The 21,255-nt window shown below is 43.6% G+C and carries 15 protein-coding genes; 2 read left to right on the top strand and 13 right to left on the bottom strand.

All coding sequences use genetic code 11. The features are described from left to right. Positions 1–20 precede the first annotated feature (20 nt). From DBR11_RS17660 to DBR11_RS17630, 7 genes are all read right to left on the bottom strand, one after another. Positions 21–836 carry an SDR family oxidoreductase gene (locus tag DBR11_RS17660; protein ID WP_108553963.1) on the bottom strand — a complete coding sequence of 272 codons (816 nt, stop codon included), beginning with the start codon at positions 834–836 and terminating at the stop codon, positions 21–23. Beyond that, the gene (gene kduI, locus DBR11_RS17655) at positions 836–1,675 is read right to left on the bottom strand and encodes a 5-dehydro-4-deoxy-D-glucuronate isomerase (protein WP_369974438.1); all 840 of its coding nucleotides are present in this window, start codon (positions 1,673–1,675) and stop codon (positions 836–838) included. Before kduI ends, DBR11_RS17660 begins: the two co-directional genes overlap by 1 nt. Before the next feature lie 33 nt (positions 1,676–1,708). Further along, positions 1,709–3,361 carry a UxaA family hydrolase gene (locus DBR11_RS17650; protein WP_108553962.1) on the bottom strand — a complete coding sequence of 551 codons (1,653 nt, stop codon included), beginning with the start codon at positions 3,359–3,361 and terminating at the stop codon, positions 1,709–1,711. Then, on the bottom strand, positions 3,358–4,824 hold the full coding sequence (locus DBR11_RS17645) for a tagaturonate reductase (protein ID WP_108553961.1): 1,467 nt from the start codon (positions 4,822–4,824) through the stop codon (positions 3,358–3,360). The genes DBR11_RS17650 and DBR11_RS17645 overlap by 4 nt, the downstream gene beginning before the upstream one ends. A gap of 113 nt (positions 4,825–4,937) precedes the next feature. After that, entirely contained in the window at positions 4,938–5,963 is a 1,026-nt protein-coding gene (gene pelA / locus DBR11_RS17640) for a pectate lyase (protein WP_108553969.1), read from the bottom strand. A 1-nt stretch (position 5,964) separates the two neighbouring features. Further along, complete coding sequence (locus DBR11_RS17635; RefSeq protein ID WP_108553960.1) at positions 5,965–7,911, bottom strand: glycoside hydrolase family 88 protein; 1,947 nt, start codon at positions 7,909–7,911, stop codon at positions 5,965–5,967. Positions 7,912–7,916: 5 nt separating this feature from the next. Continuing rightward, a complete protein-coding gene (locus tag DBR11_RS17630) occupies positions 7,917–9,578 on the bottom strand; it encodes a glycoside hydrolase family 28 protein (RefSeq protein WP_108553959.1) in 1,662 nt (553 codons plus the stop codon). A gap of 187 nt (positions 9,579–9,765) precedes the next feature. Between DBR11_RS17630 and DBR11_RS17625 the strand changes: the two genes are divergently transcribed. Both DBR11_RS17625 and DBR11_RS17620 read left to right on the top strand, forming a co-directional pair. Continuing rightward, a complete protein-coding gene (locus tag DBR11_RS17625) occupies positions 9,766–10,347 on the top strand; it encodes a YceI family protein (RefSeq protein ID WP_108553958.1) in 582 nt (193 codons plus the stop codon). A gap of 484 nt (positions 10,348–10,831) precedes the next feature. Next, positions 10,832–11,467 (top strand): DUF6266 family protein, encoded by a 636-nt coding sequence (locus DBR11_RS17620; protein ID WP_146186574.1) that lies wholly within the window; start codon positions 10,832–10,834, stop codon positions 11,465–11,467. A 154-nt stretch (positions 11,468–11,621) separates the two neighbouring features. On the opposite strand, the gene DBR11_RS17615 is transcribed toward DBR11_RS17620, so the two are convergent. From DBR11_RS17615 to DBR11_RS17590, 6 genes are all read right to left on the bottom strand, one after another. Beyond that, the gene (locus DBR11_RS17615) at positions 11,622–12,656 is read right to left on the bottom strand and encodes a cupin domain-containing protein (protein WP_108553956.1); all 1,035 of its coding nucleotides are present in this window, start codon (positions 12,654–12,656) and stop codon (positions 11,622–11,624) included. A 202-nt stretch (positions 12,657–12,858) separates the two neighbouring features. Then, entirely contained in the window at positions 12,859–14,526 is a 1,668-nt protein-coding gene (locus DBR11_RS17610) for a glycoside hydrolase 43 family protein (protein WP_233260802.1), read from the bottom strand. Further along, positions 14,508–15,461: a pectinesterase family protein gene (locus DBR11_RS17605; protein WP_108553955.1), complete on the bottom strand. Its 954-nt coding sequence runs from the start codon at positions 15,459–15,461 to the stop codon at positions 14,508–14,510. The genes DBR11_RS17610 and DBR11_RS17605 overlap by 19 nt, the downstream gene beginning before the upstream one ends. An 11-nt stretch (positions 15,462–15,472) precedes the next feature. Then, positions 15,473–17,107 (bottom strand): RagB/SusD family nutrient uptake outer membrane protein, encoded by a 1,635-nt coding sequence (locus DBR11_RS17600; RefSeq protein ID WP_108553954.1) that lies wholly within the window; start codon positions 17,105–17,107, stop codon positions 15,473–15,475. Positions 17,108–17,124: 17 nt separating this feature from the next. Beyond that, positions 17,125–20,088 (bottom strand): TonB-dependent receptor, encoded by a 2,964-nt coding sequence (locus DBR11_RS17595; RefSeq protein WP_108553953.1) that lies wholly within the window; start codon positions 20,086–20,088, stop codon positions 17,125–17,127. A gap of 239 nt (positions 20,089–20,327) precedes the next feature. Next, a partial coding sequence (locus DBR11_RS17590) for an Rpn family recombination-promoting nuclease/putative transposase (RefSeq protein WP_108553952.1) occupies positions 20,328–21,255 on the bottom strand: 928 nt, incomplete at its 5' end.

Here is a 21,255-nt window from a genome sequence, read left to right as displayed (position 1 = left end):
CCTTCTTTTTAAGATCTCAATTAAACACCTCCAAAAACAGAGAACCCACCATCCACACAAATCATTGCCCCAGTTACAAATTTAGAAGCATCACTCAAGAGCCAAACCAAAGCGCCCTTCAATTCATCCGGATCACCGAAACGTTTAAAAGGTGTTTGTCTGATCACCAAACCACCGCGATCCGTATATCCACCCTCAGGTTTAGTTAAAAGATTGCGGTTCTGTTCAGTCAGGAAAAAACCAGGCGCAATCGCATTCATTCTGATTTTATCGCCATACCTGTTGGCCATCTCCACAGCAAACCACTGGTTGTAGTAATCTACTCCAGCTTTTCCCATATTGTAACCCAATACCTTTGTAATCGCCCTTTTGGAATTCATAGAAGAAATATTCACAATACTTCCTTTACCTGTAGCGGCAATAGCCTCCCCAAAAATCTGCGTAGGAATGATTGTTCCCCAAAGGTTCAGGTCCATTACCTTTTTCATCCCCGCCAGATCCATATCAAAAATATCCTGCTCTGGTGCCAGAACCCCTTCAGGCTGATTTCCACCGGCCGCGTTAACCAAGCCATCTATTTTACCAAACCTTTCCAATACCAGGGCCTTAGCTGCCTTTAGCTCTCCCTCATTCATCACATCAGCAACCAGGGCTATGGCCTGTCCACCTGCAGCATTAATGGCATCAGCACGTTCCTGGGCCACCTGGGCATTTCTGCCCAGAATACCTACAGAAGCACCTGCTTCTACCACCGCATTTACAAAAGCACCGCCTAAAATCCCGGTACCACCAGTCACTACAATGACCTTATCTTTTAAAGAGAATGAATTGTCCATTAACGTATATCTTGAATTGCAACAGGGTCCATGTCCGCATAATCCAGGTTTTCACCACCCATACCCCAAATAAAACTGTAATTTTTTGTACCACTTCCCGAATGGATACTCCATGGCGGAGATACCACCGCCTGATGATTCGCTATTAGAATATGACGGGTCTCCTGAGGCTCGCCCATCAGGTGCAATACCCGTTGATCCTCTTCCACATCAAAATAGAAATAAGCTTCCATTCTACGGTCATGTACGTGCGCAGGCATGGTATTCCATACACTGCCATTGGCCAGAATGGTTAAGCCCATCACCAGCTGGCAACTCTGAATGCCGTCTTTATGAATATAACGGATAATCCTTCTTTCGTTAGCCGTATCTAAACTACCCAGTACCGCAGAAAAAGCATCTGCTCTGACCAGCAAAGTGGTTTCATAAGTTTTATGTGCCGGAGTAGACAGCAAATAAAACACGGCCGGATTGGCTGCATCGATACTCTCAAAACGTACCTTTTCTGTACCCTTACCTAAGTAAAGGGCATCAAGTTTATTCAGGTTATAAGTTGTACCATCCGCCTCGATACGGCCTGCACCCCCAACATTAATCACCCCAAGTTCCCTTCTTTCCAGAAAGTAATCCGAACGAAGATGAGCATAGTTACCCAATTCAATACCTTCAGTAACCGGGTGCGCCAAACCAACCATCATCCGGTCATAATGCGTATAAACAAAATTCACTTTGTTTTCTGCCTTCAGGTCAGCCAGTAAAAAACGTTCCCTGATCTTTTCCGTACCGTATGATTTAAAATCATCCGGATGTACCGCATGCAATACTTTCATATCCTCCATCTGTCTATCTGTTTTTATCTTTTAATCATTCATTTATAAAGAAACCCCTCTTTTCCAGGGGATAAAATCATCCTGTCTGTGCTGAACGGCCTTTACCTGGATCTTTCCGCTGGCCACCTCAATGACATAATTCAAAATCCTTTCTCCTGCTTGCTGAATGGTCTCTTCACCTTCAATTACAGTTCCTGTATCCAGGTCCATGATATCGTTCATTTTGCGAAACAGTGTACTGTTACTGGCAATTTTAACTACCGGAGCAATCGGATTTCCAGTCGGCGTACCAAGTCCTGTCGTAAACAGTACCACATTTGCACCCGAACCCACTTCAGCCGTAGTAGATTCCACATCATTCCCTGGAGTACACAACAAATTCAGACCTGTTTTTGTTACTTTTTCAGGGTAGTCTAAAACAGCCACAACCGGAGATGTACCTCCTTTTTTGGCCGCACCAGCCGATTTAATCGCATCGGTAATCAAACCATCTTTGATATTGCCCGGCGAGGGGTTCATATCAAAACCCGATCCGGCTGCCGTAGCCCTGGAACTATAGGTTTGCATCAGGTCTACAAAACGCTTAGCATCTTTACGGTCCACACAGCGGTTGGTCAAGTTCTGTTCCACACCACACAATTCCGGAAATTCGGCAAGAATAACCGAACCGCCCAAAGCCACCAGTAAATCAGAAGTATAACCAATGGCTGGGTTGGCCGAAATTCCCGAAAAACCATCAGAGCCACCACATTCCAGTCCAATACACAACTTGCTCAGCGGTGCAGGTTTTCTCTGGTGCCCGTTGGCCTGAATTAGACCAGCAAAAGTCTGTTTAATCGCCAGAGAAAGCACATCAGCTTCTTTGCCGATCGTCTGTTGATCAATCACATATAAAGGCTTATCAAAATTCGCCGTTCTTTTCGCAATTTCCTCCTTTAGGATACTCACCTGTGCATTCTGGCAACCCAGACTCATCACCGTGGCACCTGCCACATTTGGATGGGTAATATATCCGGCCAGCAGTCCACATAAAGTCTCCGAATCCTGGCGCGTGCCCCCACACCCCCCGGTATGCGACAAAAACTTAATTCCATCCACATTGGAAAACATTCGGTTCTGCCCCGGCGCATTTTCAGTATAGGTCACCTGCGCGTTCAGAATCTCGTCAATCCCTGCTCCCCTTTCATACAAAGACATCAGCTGTTTGGCCTGTACCTGATAAGTCTCATTCCTTCCATAGCCCAAATTATTCAACAAGGCCTCCTGGATCACTTCCAGGTTCCTGTTCTCACAAAAAACCATCGGTACCACCAACCAGTAGTTGGCTGTTCCCACCTGCCCATCGGCCCGGTGGAAGCCGTCAAACTTACGGTTAGCCCATGCAGAGATATCCGGAGCGGTCCAGCCAGCCTTTTCTTCTCCAACATGAAAATCAGTGGAAGCATGTTTAATATTACGCGTGGTTATTAAAGAACCAGCAGGTATAGCCTGCTGGGCTTTACCTACCAAAACACCATACATCAGCACCCGGTCGCCCGGGGCCAGATCTACGGTTGTAAATTTATGTTTCGCCGGTATGGTTTCTTTCAATCTATAGGACAGCCCTTCGTAAACAACCTCTTCTCCTGAAGCCAGATCCGATAAAGCAACAATGACATTATCATGAGGATGAACCCTTAAAACCCGCTGTTTCATAAGCCCGAAAGCGTTAGGTTTTTGAAAGCAGACAAAGCCACCTGGATCCCATTCTCGGTAATCAGATCGTAATAGTTGCACACCGCAGCAATGAAACCAGGTAACTGACTCAAGTCGGTTCCCCAAAAAGCAACATCCCTCAATACACCTTCAGCATAAGCCTTTTCAGATAAAGATTCCAGCTGATTGGTAAAATAAGCGGCCTGATCATCATTGCCCGCCGATTTCATATACTGAAGAAAAGCAGCAAAGCCAAAAGCGATATGAGGGGGCACCTGAGCGTTCAGTGCATAATAATTAGCCAAAACCGGCAAGATCCGGATTTTCAGTTTCATGGAGTACTGCAAGGTAATGCTCTTCCACAAATGCTCAATATAAGGATTGGCAAAACGGTCCAGCACGACTCTAGAAAAGGCCAGGGATTCTTCCAAAGCAATTTCATATGGAATAGCTGGTGCAATTTCGTTTTGCATCAGTTCAGTGATATAATTCTTCAGCAACTCCTCTTTCATCCCGTTCTTCACGGTATCAATTCCTGCCAAAACAGCAATTCCACAACTCAACGTATGCGTACCATTTAATAAACGAACCTTCAGTTCTCTGAAGCGTTCTATATCCTTTGCAACGATCACCCCTGCATCCGCCTGGCGGAATTCGAGTTTCGAAGCCACATGTTCATCGCCTTCGATGGCCCATAAACGATAAGGTTCAACCATAGACAACAGGTTATCCTGGTAGCCCAGCTGACTTTCCAGTCCATCTAAAGTTTTTTGATCAGGTTTTCCAGGCACAATCCTATCCACCAGCGAATTACAGAAATTTACCTGTGCACTGAGCCAGTCTTTAAAAGACTGCTCCAATTGATTATGGTCTGCAAGCTCCATCACGATGGCTTCCAGTTTCTTACCGTTATCCGGGATCAGTTCTGTCGCAATCACCACAACACCCGCTACCGCACTTCCATTAAAGGTTTTGTAGCGCTCAAAAAGCACGGCCAATAACTTTGCCGGAAAAGAAACCGGTGGATGCTGCGCTATACTCTCCCGAACCAGAACAATACCCACTTCGGTTGTATTGGAAACAATGACCTGAAGTTCCGGATTGCGGGCCACCTCCAAAATGGCTTCCCAATCTCGTTCAGCCGAAATTACACGGCTAATGGCAGAAGAAATCACATTTTCTTCCACGATCTCCCCATGCTCAATTCCCCGGATACAAAGTGTATACAAGTTATCCTGTGCATCAAATTCTGTTGTAGCTCCCGGAGTAGATTTCACCACCACCACACGGCCATTAAAATACCCTTTTCTGTTGGCCTTGTCAATAAAATAATCCGGCAGCCCGCGCAGCAGGACACCCGTTCCAAACTGCAGAACTTTTTCCGGAAGATTAAACACCGAAACCTCTGGTACAATCACCGTTGATGTACCCACATTCTTTAAATTCTCCTTTGATAAGATCATTTTTAATACACTACATTCAATTGATCACAAACAATTCTACATAATAATTGGAAACAATTCCCCCTGTCGGGGCCAAATTATTTCCGCAAACGTTACCGTAAAAAACCACCCGCTCAGCCAATTCGCTTGAGCCAGGCCGGGTAAGTTTTCGACAACAGTTTAGCTGGCCAGGTCCCATACCAGGCATAACCAGTACGTCTTTCCACTTCTATTTCTGCTACTGTATTTTTCTTCACACTATCCCTTCCCGAAAAGAAAGGTATATTCGTTTCAATATCATAAAACCTTGCCCAGATCACCGAGGCAGGGTCTTTAACCAGCACCCTGTCTTTCCCTTTAGGCTGCGATTCATCTTTCACAAAGACAAAATTGTACCCTTCAATCTTGGAAGATTCAAACCAGGCCACTGCAGCCTGCACCGCTTTTACAAGCTCCGGTGAAGGGTTTTTAATCCGCATTAAAAATTCAGTAATGCCTACAGACTCCATCCCGCTAAGCGAAATCAGCTCAAAAGCTCTGGCTTTGGCCGGTTTTAAAGTACGCTCATTGTACTGTGCACACCACACAGTCAGCTTTCCTTTTACAGAGATCTGGGTTTTTAAAATGCAGTCAATTCCCTTCTCTACTGCAGGAACAGCTCTTTTCTTCAGCGAAGGATCAACCACATCAAAATCATTACTCCCTTCGGCAATATCCTCCAGAATGTTCAGCACATTGATCATCGCATTATCGTTATACGTAATTTCACTCCGGTATAAATTGTGCTCCGGATAATACTGGGGCCAACCGCCATTGGCATACTGTGCCTTAAAAATATAATTGATCCCCTTTTCTGCCGCTTTCAGGTAGCGTGGGTTTCCCAATTTCTTATAAGCCTTTACCAGGTAAATGATCTCTTTTGAAGTGGCATTGTTATCTATCGTCGCATCTTCATGTAATGAGTCTGCCTGAATGACCAGGCGCTGCTCCGGAGAAAGGGCTTTATTGTAATCCACGGGCACCATATTCACCGCCTTTGGCCAGCCCCCTATGCTGCGCTGGTAAATCAGCATATTTTCAGCCATAGGATCTTCCGCTTTCTGAGCACTTGTAGCACCTGCCCAAAGCAAGGCCACAACCATAAAAATTCCTCTTTTCATTTTATCTTTTTCCAGCAGGTAATTGTTCTGCAATCCAATTTACCAAATCAGCGCCTGCTGTAAAATTATCATAAGCCGCCGGTAATTTTCTACCGTCTACATACTCATTATACAACCAGGGATCACCGATAATGAACACGCTTCCCTGACCTAATTTCGATACTGCCATCGCATCATCCCCATCCTTGTCCTTCATCACAGATCTTGCAGGCGCCAGCAATTTCAAACTACTATATTCTTTAATATACAACTGTTTAGTTTTTTTTAATACCGGATTACCTGCAGTAACACGAATTTCTCCCTGAGGATAATTGTTATTGATCACCCTCCCCTTACTGTTCAGGTTAAACTGTACGCCAAAAGCCTTGGCCAGATGGTTAAAATGCTCCAGTTCCACATTCCCCGTATCATTGGCCATCAACACCAATACACCACCTGCCTTCACCCAGTCTGCGATCGATTGAATATGTTCCGGCAAAATATACTTTGGATTTTTGGTTTCCTTTTCTGTATCCGGATCCACAATAATATAAGCCGAAGCCTTTTTCAGATTTTCTGCGGTGGGTGCTGCATATAAAGTTGATGTTTTAAACCCTGCATGATTAAACTGCCCACCCCACATTGAAAAACCACCATTGGCAAGTTCCTCCCATTTGTAATGCCAGGACACTTCATTGCCACTTTGGTCCTTCCTGGTTTCATTGTTGAAATAAGAATCCAGTACTACTGTTTTGCCAAGACCCGGTTTCGGTAATGCCGCAATTTCCATCTCATTAGCGGCCAGCAAAAATGCCCCTACTCCTTTTGGATCATTGGTAATTACCCTTTCTTTGATATAGTATTCAAAACTTCCGTCCCTGTAAGGTTTGCCACCCAGACCAGATACACTCACCGTTCCTTTCAGGTTGACCTGCCCTGCATGGGTTCCAGGTTCTATAAATTCCTTTTTGATCCCTGCATAACCCTTCTTTGCGATATCCATAGTTTTTGCTGCCAGATAGCCCTTCCTTACCCCCTTTGCCACAGTATATACGAACATGCAGGAAGCCGAAGCCTCCTGATAATTTCCTTTGGCCTGCGGTTTATCCAATACATCATACCAAAGCCCTGAAGCCGGGTCCTGATATTTACCCACGGCCACCACTAAACGGTCAAGAATGCTCAGTAATACCTTTCTTTTCGGATGATTTTCAGGAAAATAATCCAGTACATCTACCAAGGCCATTCCATACCAGCCCATGGCCCTACCCCAGAAATTAGGAGAAGTACCTGTGGTTTTACTGGCCCATTGCTCTGCCTTGGATTCATCCCATCCATGATACAACAAACCTGTTGTAGCATCCCTGGCATGTTCTTCCATGTAGATAAACTGATTGGCAATATCATCAAAAGCCTGCTCATCTTTCACCAGACTGGCATATTCTGCATAAAAGGGTTCGCCCATATATAAACCATCCAGCCACATCTGGTTTGGATAGATCTTTTTATGCCAGAAACCACCTTCTTTGGTCCGTGGCTGTTTCTTCAATTGCACCCAAAGCAAGGTGGCCGCCTTAAAATATTTCACCTGACCAGTCACCTTATACAAGGTCAGTAAAGAACGGCCATTCTTCACATTGTCAATATTATAATCTTCTTGTTTATAGGTATTGATCCCCCCTTCTTTGGTTACAAAAAAGTCCATGGATTTCTGCATATATTTAAAATATTCACCCTCCCCGGTCCTTCTCCAGATACCATCGATTCCTTCCAGGATCACGCCCTGGTCATATGCCCATTTTACAGGCCTCGGACGGGCAGGGTCCAGGTTTAAGGAATCTTTCCAGATGTGCATTGCAGTAGATGCCATTTCCTCAGAAAGTGGCCTGTTTTGTGCATAAGATACTCCTGCAACAGCAGCTGTGAGCAGGCAAGTTAAAGTCGTTTGAACAAAAAATGATCTTTTCATGCGGATTATTGTAGGATAAGTGATTTCGCCCGGGCGCCATCGTTAAATTCTTTTACAAGATCAGCTTTGGATGCATCTATTCCGACAGCACTGATCTTGCTGCTGTTTGCCCCCTTTATACTAAACAAGATTTTGGCTTTATTATACTCAATATTTTTAAACTGAATTTGATTTCCATTCTGGATGCTGATCAGCGGACTGGCCTCATCTACATTTAAATGCACATTACTGATCTGTATATTTTTCGCTTCCTGCAGGTCTATTCCTTTTTTAGCTTTAATGGTCAGCTGATCCAGAAAGATATTACTGATGCTGAGTTCGGGTAACCCACGCACAAATATCGCTTTAGAAGCCCCATCACAAACCACCTGGCTAATGTGGAAATCCCGGAACACTGGTGTTTCCTCGGTAACCGGCAGCAATTGCGTTTTTGGTGTTTCCCGCTTCTCACCCGACAAAGGAATCGGATCTACCGCCGCATAGTACATATCAAAAAGTATGGCTTCTCCGGCGATATCTTTCATATTTATGTTCTTGGCATAAATCCCCTCTACCACACCACCTCGGCCTCTGGTGGTTTTAAACCTCAAACCGATATCGGTACCAATAAATGTACAATCCGATATAAAAATATTCTTTGCTCCACCAGACATTTCACTTCCAATCACAAAACCTCCATGCGCATGATACACCGTACTGTTCCGGATGATCACGTTTTCTGTTGGCATTCCACGTTTACGCCCGGCAGCATCGCGCCCGGATTTGATACAGATTCCATCATCACCCACATCAAAAGTACTGCCTTCAATCAGCACATTTTTACAAGATTCCACGTCAATTCCATCTCCATTTTGCGCATACCATGGATTCTTAGCATATACATTCCTAACTGTCAGATCTTCACACATCAGCGGATGCAAGTTCCATGCTGGGGAATTTTGAAAAGTCACCCCTTCCAGTAAGACTTGCTTACAACTGTTGAGCACCACCAGATTTGGACGCAGAAAATCTTTTACAGAAGCATAAAACTCTGGCGTTTTGTCTTTAGCAATCAAACCCGGATCTTTCAGACCTGCACCTTTAACCGTCTTTGCCGATGGATACCACATTTTCTTCTCTTCATTTACAATCCCTCCCGAGGCTACCAAGGTTTTCCATTGGCTTTCCGTCAATTTATCTTTTTTGACCATCCTCCAGGCATCGCCTGCACCATCAATGATGCCGTAACCGGTAATTGCAATATTTTGTTGCCCGTTGGCCCAAACCGGACTTTGGTTCCGCATTTGAGCAAGTCCTTCCCAATTGCCTTCCACCAACGGATACTGATCAAAATCTTTGGTAAACTGCAACAATGCATTTTTCTGCAGGTGCAGGTTCACATTGCTTTTAAGTTCTATTGGACCTGTTAGCCAAAAACCAGCTGGAATAAGTACAACACCTCCGCCTTTTGAGCTGCAGGCAGTAATGGCCTGGTTAATGGCCTTTGTATTTAAAGTTTTTCCATCAGATATTGCTCCATACTGAACAATATTCAAGGTGTCTTTTTTAAAACTGGTTTCTTTAACTAGAGGTAAATTTTCAAACGACCAGGCATTCTTGTTTTGCGCCTGCAGATGTACAGCTGCAAACAGTGCAATACCGGTTAGAAGGAAATTAAACTTATTCATAAATACTTGGTTAGATTTGTACTCCTGAAGCAAGTCTACATAGTTTTAAGGCAGAATAAAACAAAAGCGACCAAAATAAATGCGCAATCGTTCCCGTCAGAAAATTCTGATATTTTTTTATTTCTTATCATAGGTCAATGCCCTGCTGTTTATATTTGTGTCTCTTTGTATCCATAAATTTTAAGACATGAAAAAGATATTCTTACTTGTTGCAGTTTTAACTACTGCTTTATTTGCTTTCAAACCTGCTGCAGATTCAACCTGGACTGCAGATACGGCTCACTCTAAGATCGGATTTGTGGTAACCCACTTAATGATCACTGATGTTGAAGGTTCATTCAAAAACTTCGAATCGACCATTACTTCTGCCAAACCTGATTTTTCTGATGCAGTTGTGGTATTAAGTGCTGATGTAAACTCTGTAAACACAGACAATGATAAAAGAGATGAGCATTTAAAAGGTGCTGACTTCTTTGATGCAGCTAAATTCCCTAAATTGACTTTCAAAAGTACTTCAGTTAAAAAAGTTAGCGGTAATAAATATAAAGTTGCTGGTAACCTGACTTTACACGGTGTAACTAAAGCAGTAACTTTGGATGCTACTTTAAGAGGTGTAACCACTAACCCAATGTCTAAAAAAGAAACTGCTGGTTTCAAAGTTTCAGGTACAATTAAAAGATCTGATTTTGGTTTCGGTGCTAAATTTCCAAATGCAATGTTAAGCGATGAAGTTACGCTGAACGCAAATACTGAATTTGTAAAAAACTAATTTTAATTTCCTCATAGAGAGCGGAAAGGTTTAGACCTTTCCGCTTTTTTGTTTTATGGCTTCTTTATTCTTATAAAAAAGAAGGATGAGTTCGAAGGCTGCTTAAGCTTAGGCGGGCAGAAAAAGCCCACAAACCTTAAAAGGCCTTCTCCCTTAATCCTTTTTTTTTTCTGGGTGCATAGCCTGAGTTCTCATATAAATTCAGTAGTTCATCAATCACAACCCATCACCAGGATTGAAAAACAACAAGCTTAAATCTGTTTACATCCACTGTGTATATCCAGATTTGATTCTAAGATTTAACTGACTTAATATAAACAGGGATCAAACAGGGATTAAACAGGGACAGAACAGGGACAAAACACGGATAGAATACCTGTTTAACCCTTATTTTTCCCCTGTATATTATTTGTTTAATTTTTATTTACCAAAAATTATTATTATATTGGTTATCAACCAAATACAAACTAAACATGTAGAAAAAATGGGAAGATTAAAAAAAGGGATGAACGGTCCCATATCCGGAAAAGTTGGAACAGTGATCGGAAGCTCCTGGAGGGGTATAGAATATATGAAAAGCCTTCCTAACCGGAAGGTAAAGTTCAGCAAGGCAGAATTGCTTAATCAGGAAAAATTCAAACTCACGCAAGCCTGGCTCAAACCTATTAAAAATTTTGTCAATAAAAGCTTTAAGAACGAAAACAAGAAACTGGAAGGTTATTACGGAGCAAAATCTTACATCTCGAAAAATGCCCTTGTAGTGGATAGTGATGGTGTTCACATTGATCCAAGCTTGATGAAAGTCAGTATGGGAACCCTGGCCAATTCGGAGAATATAACCGTTATACAGGAAACGCCCAAAACATTAAAATTTACCTGGAACCCGGAACCTCTACCAGATACCAGTCTTAAAGACCAGGTTATGTTACTGGCCTATGATGTGGCGAATGAGCAAGTCCGTTTCACAACCACCGGACGTTTTCGTTCCGACGGCTCTGATGAACTCGAAATCCTGGCCGGCTCCACAGGAAGGACCCTGGAAATCTATGCCGCTTTTAACTCTGCTGACAGGCAACGCCAGTCAGATAGCATTTATCTCGGTTCCCTGGTCATTACATGATCCCAAATATGCACCCAGCCGAGTCTCCTCTCTCCTCAGCAATTTGCTACAGAAAATTCTGCACAACTGCGGAAAGACCTCAGAGATCTGCGGGCCCTTCAGCCCGCCTGATATCGTTAGTCTTGAAGCAGTTGTACAGAATTTTCTAAACAAACTACTCCGGTTTTATAAACAATTTTTGTGCTGGTAACTTTTCTACCAATCCCTTACCAATTCCAAAATTACCTTGAAGCAATACATCCGGATTTTTAGCCAGCCACTCGCTTAAATCAATAGCTTCATAATGGCCACTGTTAAAACCAATCAATACCCGGCACACTTCCACTCCCGTATTTTTAATATAATGTCCGGCCCCCATGGGCACATAACCCACATCACCACTTTCAAATTGTTCAGTTACCGCTTTTCCCTCCGCAAGAAAAACAGTCATTTCCGCCCTCCCGCTAATATAATACTGCCATTCATCTGCATTGGGGTGCCAATGCATTTCTCTTAAAGCACCCGGTTGTAATTCAATAATGGACCCAGACATTGTGGTGCTGATCGGAAACTCTGCCGAAGTGACCAGTTTTTGCGTACCTCCTCCAGGTACCCGTCTGGGTTGCTGTGCATCGAGCGGATATCGATGTCTGCTGGTCAGTTCAGGAACAGACCGCTGCGCTGAAAACACAGAAGCATCATCAGGCACCTCACCTTGTGCAAAATAAACCTCCTTTTTAGGAAGCTGGTCTACCTCTTCCAGACTTATACCTAAATTTTGCGCCGCAATTTCCCGTGGCACACTCCTTATAAAATCTGTAATGCTGAAAGTATGGTCTTCAGAGAAATCTCCGTTATCAAAGATCAGTATAAAATGACACTCTCCAGGGCCAATTCCCTGGATGGAATGTCCATAACCTTTAGGAAAATACCAGGTATCCCCGGGCCCAAAGGTATCAATATAAGAACTTCCATCGGGATGAATGATCGTTGTACGACAATGCCCCGTTAATACGTAAGCCCATTCTGCCGCATTGGCATGCCAGTGCAATTCGCGCATAGCACCCGGCTCCAGCCGCATGGATACACCTGCAATTCCGGTGGAAACCGGAAATTCATGAACAGAAGCCCCCCGGGTAATACCTCCTGGTCCACTACGTGGTTCTTTTTTTTCTAATTGATATTTAAAGCTTAATGTTCCATTTTCCATAGTCAGGTATTTTTATTGAATTTACAAAATTAGCCCAACAAAAAAACACCTCCCATCATACCGCCACCCAGCCCGATGTGCTCCCTCCTCTGCAATTTGCTACCGAAAATTCTCTTACGCTGCGGAAAGACCTCAGAGATCTGCGGGCTCCTTCAGCCCGCCTGATATCGTTAGTCTTGAAGCAGCTGTACAGAATTTTCGACTATAAATGCTCTACCCTAAACCAATCTACATCCGCATAACCAGAATCATTCGTCCTGGAATTCCTCAAAGCAAACAATCCCATTTTAGCCCCAATCCACAAACCCTCTTCCGCTTCAAAAATATCTCCCGCATCCACAAACCGCACACCATCCAAACTATAACTAAACCTGCAAAGTTTACCCTCTGTTACCTTAACCCGCAAATAAACCTCCGAAGAAGAAGGAGAAATCTTTGGTAAAACAACCTCCTCACGTTCAGCCGTTCCTTTAATCGCATTACGGCAGCGCAAAGAAACCAGGGAAACCAATCCATCAGCACCACTTTTCAGCGCCAGGCCAGCATAACTCTTACCCATAATCACGAGTCCCGTACGCTCTCCCTGCAATTTAACATTTGGCTTAAAAACCAGTTTTGCGGTTGCAGTAAACTCTTCATTAGGAAACTTCTGCAGCAACACATTTGGCACATCCCAAATGTTGCGTGCACTGTCTGGCATGTGCGTAGTGTACAACCTCAAACTACCATTCGCTGTATTTAAAAAAGACCAGTTCGCAGCAGGATTGGCCTGCCATTGCCATTGCAAGCCTAACACATCAGAATTAAATTCATCGCTTTCAACTGGCGTCGCTACAGAGTAAGCTTTACCCACATTTGGTTTTTTGTAGCTCATTACAGGTTCCCCTTTACCATCCCCGTCCGGATCAATACCAAGTACAGGCCAATCCTTTACCCATTTCATCGGTTGCAAATGCAATACCCTGCCCATTACCCCTTTATCCTGGAAATGCAGGAACCAATCTTCCCCACTTTGCGTATCTACCCAGGCCCCCTGATGCGGACCATTCACTTTTGCAGAACCCTGATCCATTACTACCTTCCTCTCAAATGGGCCGTAAATATTTTTAGACCGGAGTACCAGCTGCCAGCCCGTAGATACCCCTCCTGCAGGAGCAAAAATGTAATAGTAGCCCTTTCTTTTGTACAGTTTAGGCCCTTCAATGGTTGGGTCTGTTTCATGCCCGTCATAAACAATCTGACCAGCGGTAAGGGCCTTGCTTCCCTCAGCATTCAACTCTTTTACTGCCAACACGCTTTTTATTCCTGCCCTGCTACCCGCGAATGCATAAGCCAGATAGACCTTACCGTTGTCATCCCAAAGCGGACAAGGATCGATCAGCCCCTTCCCTTCCTGAACCAGTACAGGATCGGACCAGGTAGATCCGGGGTCAGAGGCTTTGATCATATAGATCCCAAAATCCGGATCGGGATAATAGATATAATACTCCTTGTTGTGAAAGCGAATGGCCGGAGCCCAAACTCCATTGCCATGCTGCGTTTTTGAAAAATGTGCTACAGGAACCTGTTGCTGTAAGGCATGGTTGATCAGGGTCCAGTTGACCAGATCTTTGGAATGTAAAATCGGTAAACCAGGAACGGCATCAAAACTAGAAGCCGTGAGGTAAAAGTCATCTCCTACTCTGATGGCATCGGGATCAGAATAATCTGCATTAAGTACTGGATTCTTATAGCGGCCATTCCCCAGATCAGCCACCCAGGTTTTGGATATAGCCTGGTCTGGACTGGACTTTTCCTGGGCATGGACCTCGCAAAATGAACATAGCGCAACAAGTACTAAATAAGGATGTTTCATATGGAAGGTTTCCATCCTTTCATGATTTTTTCTAAGGCATATTCTTTCAACTCTGTATCGTTCAACTGATGAGACCAGGCCGCCCTTTTTGCCGGTTTAAAGCCTGGACCGCTATTTTTATACTCCGCATAATAGGCTGTCTTTTCATTACTTTCCTTGCCCCAGTTATTCCATCCTTCGGTGCGGATCATGTTGCCCAGACTGCAGTGAATGTAAACTGCCTTTGCGTAAGGCCGCCATGGCCTGCCCAGATAAAAGGAATTTTCAGGGGCATCTCCGGTAATCTTGCAGTTTAAAAAGACATAGCCATATTTTACGGTATCGGGCGAAGAGGAGGCGGTAATATAGCCACCACCTTTTTTACAGAAGATCTCGCAGTCTTCAAAGACCGCCGTAGCCGAGCCAAAAATAAAATCTACCGTTCCTTCTATATAGCAGTTTTTAAAATACTGACGGCTATTGCCTCCGTAGGTATACAAGGTATCCTGGAAGCCCAGCATCCTGCAGTTCTTAAATTGCGCTTTATCTCCCGCAATCCAAAGAGCTACGGCTTGTCCTACAGGGCCGGATGAATTTTCAAAGGTGATGTTCTCTGCGCTGAATTCTTCGCCGTAAATATAAAAACTGGAAGATCCGGATGTACCTTTTTCTTCTCCAAAACTATTCTTCTTTGCCGCATAATCATCAAAGGTGAGGATGGTTTTCTCTACATTTTCTCCCTGCAATTTCACCATTTTTTTAGAGGCCGACAGATTGAGTTTTTCCTTATAGATCCCGTTTTTAATAAAAATCAAAGTGCTTACCTTGCGAAAATCGGGCACGGAGTTGATCGCTTCCTGTACGGTCTTATAATCACCGCTGCCATCCTGGGCAACAACGATTCTTTTGTCCTGGCCCTTGGCCAGAAGGATACTGAATGCAGTAACAAACAATAAAAAAATTCTTTTCATTCTTTAAATCTTTATTGATAACCTGGGTTTTGTTTAAATTCATTTGGGTTGGTTACCGCATCCATCTGCGTCCTTGGAATTGGCCTTACCTGATTAAAGTCCTGTATAGTTGCCGCATTCGGATTATCTGCTTTAACCCGTTCCAATAATTTGCCGGTTCTTTTCAAATCAAACCAGCGGATCTGCTCGCCGGCAAACTCCCTGGCTCTTTCATCGAGAATAAAGTCCAATGTTATCTGACTTCCGCTGACCTGCATATCTGCCACCTTACCTGCTTTCGCAGCCCGGCTGCGGACTACATTTAAATAGGTTGCCGCCTGGTCCGGGTTCCCTAAACCCAACTCTGCTTCTGCAGCGATGAGGTAAAGTTCGGCAAAACGAATCACAAATACATCCCGCGCGCTTTGAGCTTCGTTGGCACTGCTGCGTGTAGGATCTGCAAATTTACTCAGGGATACGTAGTGCAATTGATCCTTTACACTCCCATCTGTATTGTACACAGTGTTCCGGTCAAAGATTTTATAGAGTTTACCTGCCGGGGCATATACTTTTTTAGTGGTAAAAATTGCTGTATCGCCAATCTTCATTCCAGCAGGCCGGGTAGTGCTGTTGGCATACCAAACGGTTTGGAACGATCCATCATACCTGGCATCATTTTCTGAAAAGAGGTCTAATAAAAAGCGGGTTGGCATATAGCGGTCAAATGGACGGCCGTTGGCAATATCTCGTAGCATTCCTGGCTGATCGTCATATTTCATGGCAAATAGTAAATGCCCGTTATTGCTACCCCTGCTGTGTCCATAAGGATTTAAGATGGGGTCAATCAGATCATTTAAAGTTAAATTGGTAGAATAATTCACCGCATATACCACTTCCTTATTCTTCAGATTAGACATTTCCCACAGGTCAGCATAATTTGGCAGTAGCGTAAATCCATATCCTCCGTTAATGACTGCCAAAGCCATATCTCTGGCTTCTGTGTATTTCTTCTGGCTCAGGTACATTCTGGCCAGAAAAGCCTGGGCGGCCGGTTTTGTTGCCCTTCCATAATCTACCGTTGTCGCTGGCAGGTTCGTTACAGCAAAAAGAAGATCTTGAATGATCTGTTTGTTGAAGGTCTCTACAGGAGTTCTATTGGCTGTAGTGATGGCTGTAGTCGTTTCCTCTAAGCTAAAATGCACACCACCCCAGGTTTCCACAATGTGCCAGTAATAAAAGGCCCTCAAAAATTTAAGTTCTGCTTCTCTGATGGGTCTTATATTCGCCGCTAAACCCGCTTCTCCAATCCGGTTCACCCCTGTATTGCAAAGGTTAATGGCGGCATAGAATTGTTGCCATTCGGTGGTTATCGCGGTATTCGTTCCCTGCAGATTGATATAATTTGTAAGGTCTTTGGTGACGTCCCCTGCCCCACTGGCCCAAATGTCCGTACCCATTTCAGAAAGACTATAACCTTCTTCCTTACCATACCACCAGCGTTGATAAGAATAGGCAGCATTAACCAGGGTCTCAAACCCAGCGGGTGTGGAATAAACACTTTCTGCGGTAATTCCTGAGGGGTTTTTCTCTTCTAAAGCTTTTTTACAGGAGCTGCTGATGGCCAATCCAGCCAAAACAATCAGTCCTTTATAAATATATTGTTTCATGATGATTTCTGCTTAATTTAAAAGGTTGCGTTTAATCCAAAGGTGTACAATTTGGTCATTGGTGCATTTTCCGAGCCACCTCTTTCCGGATCATATTGTTTCAACAAACTGGACTTGGTATAGGTAAACGGATTTCTCGCTGTTGCATAGATACGGACGCTCTTGATAAAGGTTTTTTCCAGTTTCAATTTTGGAATGGTATAACCCAGTGTCACATTCCTAAGCCTGATAAAGGAGCCATCTACATAACCTAACGTACTGGAATACAAAGTAGCCGCCAGCGAAGTATTCTTGTTTGGACGAGGGTAGTCGTTGCTTGGATTCTCCGGTGTCCAGTAATTAATTACAGTACCTGCGTTTTCAATACCCTGAGGATCGTATCTTCTTAAAAAATCGGCATAAATGGTTTGTCCCATGCGGGCAAAAAGATAAACATTCAAGTCCCAGGCTTTATAGGTAAACGTATTTTCTAATCCTCCACTCCAGCTCGGCCGGTTTGTGCCAATGATCTTTCTATCATTGGTGGCATCGATCTTACCATCGTTATTGAGGTCCCTTACCCGTATATCACCAGGTTTCTGACCATATTTTGCGGCTTCCGCTGCATCAGCAGTTTGCCAGATTCCGACCTTTTCATAATCATAATAAGCTTGCACAGGCTGACCAACAAACCAGGAATTTAAAACGTCTGACTGAGCGCCTCCCGCAAGCGCCACGATCTTCTCCCTGTTGCGGGAAAAACTTAAATTGGTGGTCCATTGAAAATCGGGACCAGTAATATTCTTCGAGGAGATGGCAATTTCTAATCCTTTATTTTGTGTTTTTGCTACGTTTTGGATAACACTGGTTACCCCATCTGAAGGTGGAAGACTTCTGTTCAATAGCAGGTCGTAGGTTTGAGAATCATAATAGTCAACAGTTGCCGTAATTCTATTTTTAAAAAATCCCATCTCCAGCCCGATATCACTAGTCTTGGTCTTCTCCCAGGTCAGGCCCAAATTCCCTATCCTTGGCGCATAGCCATAGGCCAATGCTGGTGCATCATCATAAGCGAATGCAATTTTTGACAAGCTACTTTGTGTGGAATAGGCACTGATGTTATCACTTCCGGCTACCCCATAACTGTATTTTAGCTTCAGATCACTGATCACCTTATTGTCTTTCAGAAAATCTTCGTCACTGATCCGCCAGGCAACTGCTGCAGATGGAAAGAATGCCCATTTATTACCATCTGCCAGTTTAGACGACCCATCTGTTCGGCCGGTTACCGTAAGGAGGTATTTACCTTTGTAAGCATAGTTCAACCTGCCTGCAAAAGAGATTAAATTAGACATGGTATAATTGGTGATCACCGCCTGGTTCTGGGTATTGCCCAAACCATAAAACAGCTGTGATTTCAGTAACTGGTTCTCTCCCGATGCAGCAATATTATCCATCCTGTTGAACAGCATGCTATTAATTCCGGTAAGAGTAAAGGAGTGGTCTCTGATCTCCTTGTTATAGGTTACATAGTTTTCTATATTAACCAGGTTGCTGTTGGAAGAAGCATAGGTCGCCTTTGGAACAGAACCATTCCGGTCTAAAGAATAACGGTCGGCATAAGTTCCTGTACGATCCGTATTCAGGTTGACACCAACATTGGTTCTTGCCACAAAACCTTTAAAAGGTTTAAATTCCATATAAGCCGACAACAATGTGCGATTGATCATCGTTTCGTTGGTATACACATCTGGCTGCTCATCTGCCAGGGGATTGACAAAAGTACCAGCCAGAGGATAGACAATAAAATTTCCCTGATCGTCAAACACCTGTCCTAAGGGTGCAATCTTGTTGGCTTGATTGAGCGGATCCCGGCGGTTATTCTGATCATAATGGGTAAACTGCCCTTGTAAACCCGTCGTAAAATATTTTCCTATATTCTGGTCTACATTAAGTCTGGCGGTATAACGGCTGGAATTGTCCATAGCCAGAATTCCCTTTTCGTTCAGATAGTCTAAGGAAAAATAAACTTTAGTGTTTTCCGTTCCTGCCCTTACACCCAATTGGTAATCCTGCTGATATCCATCATGCAACAACAGGTCCTGGTAATCCAGGTATTGCTGCTTTTGTACAGCCCCGTATTCAGCAGAATTGAAGATTTTGGAATCATCAGCCGGACTGCTCCAGTTACCGGTTGTCCTGTTGGCTTCCCTGCGCAAATTAACATACTGTTCTCCACTCCTAACAGAAGGATACCTGGCTACTTTTGACACCCCATAATAAGAATTAAAGGAAATGGTGGCCAGCCCTGAAATCCCCTTTTTGGTGGTAATCAGGATTACTCCATTGGCTCCTCTTGAACCATATATAGCTGTAGAAGAGGCGTCTTTTAAAATTTCCATAGAGGCAATATCATTTGGACTCAAATCCTGCAGACTCGAATATTGAACTCCATCTACAATGATCAGCGGACCATTGCCGGCAGTGATTGAGCGGGTTCCGCGAATATTGATGTTGACACCTGAAGATGCGGACCCGCTGCTCCTGGTGATGTCTACTCCAGGTACTTTACCCTGTATAGATTCCAGCGGATTTGCAGACGGTACTTTCGCTATGTCTTCTCCTTTAACCGAAACGACTGAACCGGTGAGGTCTCTTTTCTTGACCGTACCATATCCGATGACAATGACCTCATTTAAAGATTTTTCATCAGCAGAAAGTCTGATGCTTAATTGCGTTTGACTGCCGGGTTTGATTTCCTGCAGGGTGTAGCCCACGTAATTGAAGATCAATATGGCATCATTTCCGGGTATATTTAAAACAAATTTTCCATTGGAGTCTGTACTGGTGCCTGTTTTGGTTCCTTTGACCAACACGCTGACACCAATTAAGGTCTCCCCGCTTTTCGCATCGGTGACCTGCCCTGAAATTGTTCTGGTCTGGGCCGAGACGACACTGCCGAGAAAGCAGAACACGACCACTAAAAGATAAAATTTTTTCATAATACTTGGTTAGATTAATTCCTGAAGCCATTTGGTTTTAGCTTCAGAAATAAGTCTACAAAGTTTTTTGAGTTCTTTTAGTACAATGGGCTGAAAATAACTGTGCAATCGTTGCCAAAATGGAGGATCATCGAACACCCAACACTGAAGCGAGGTAGCACGAAGGTCAAAAGAAAATCTAAACAAAAAGCCCTGAAAAAATTTCCAGGGCTTTTTGTGTTGGTTTTGGTTATATGGTATTATAGATTTGCTATTTCTTCAGCAGAGAGACCTGTAGCTTCTGAGATTTGTTCATTAGACAATCTCATCTTTTTTAAAGATAGAGCAATTTCTATTGCTTTTTCAACCTTTCCAATCTCCACTCCAATCTCCTTTCCAATCTCCACTCCAATCTCCTTCCCAAGCTCTTCACCTTCTACACGGCTACGTTTAAGCCCTTCTTCAAAATCGAGGCGTTGCTGCTCCTTAACAGCTTCATTATCCCATTTCCGTTTTAATTCCCTGTCGTATATTTCTTGCTCTTCCGGTGTCATATTCGAATATTCTGCAATATTATAAAGTTTTTCAAAAACCGCATTATTCTGTAATTGTAGCGGCATATCATCCATTTCTCCCAGATATTTTAATGAATAAAGCCATCTATCCAAATCAGACTCTAATTCATCAACACTTTTAACAAAGTTACTCAATTCTATAAATGTGTAGCCTAAACCTTCGTAAAATATTTCGCGTGTTTTCCTGTTACAGAGGCAAATATCTTGAAAGTATTCCTCACCTACTTTCAGCTTCTCATCCAAAATGGCTAAAAAATACACCTCGGTGATATCATACTTCCACTTATCCATCTCTCCTTTGGGTGCCTGTTCACTAATCAGCCTGGAGGTGTAGAATATTGCTCGCATCTTAAAATTAACGGGCCTGCCGTTTTGGACTTCTATCAGAATTTTTTCGCCCTGATCTCCGGTACAAAGGAGATCAAATATCGCAGATCCCTCCTTGTTGTTATTCCCGTGGTGCTCGTTTTTGTTGTAGACTAAATCTACAATCCGTTTTCTCCCCTTGAAAACTTCATTTAAGAAGGCAATCAGCAGGTCACGGTTTTTATCAACGCTGAAAATTCTCTTGAAACTCAGGTCTACTAGTGGATCAACATACTTCGTATTACTC

Origin of the sequence: Pedobacter sp. HMWF019 (genome assembly GCF_003061025.1) — a bacterium.
Taxonomy (GTDB): domain Bacteria; phylum Bacteroidota; class Bacteroidia; order Sphingobacteriales; family Sphingobacteriaceae; genus Pedobacter.
Note: the sequence above shows the minus strand (reverse complement) of the source record. Positions and strands in the feature narration are given on the sequence as shown.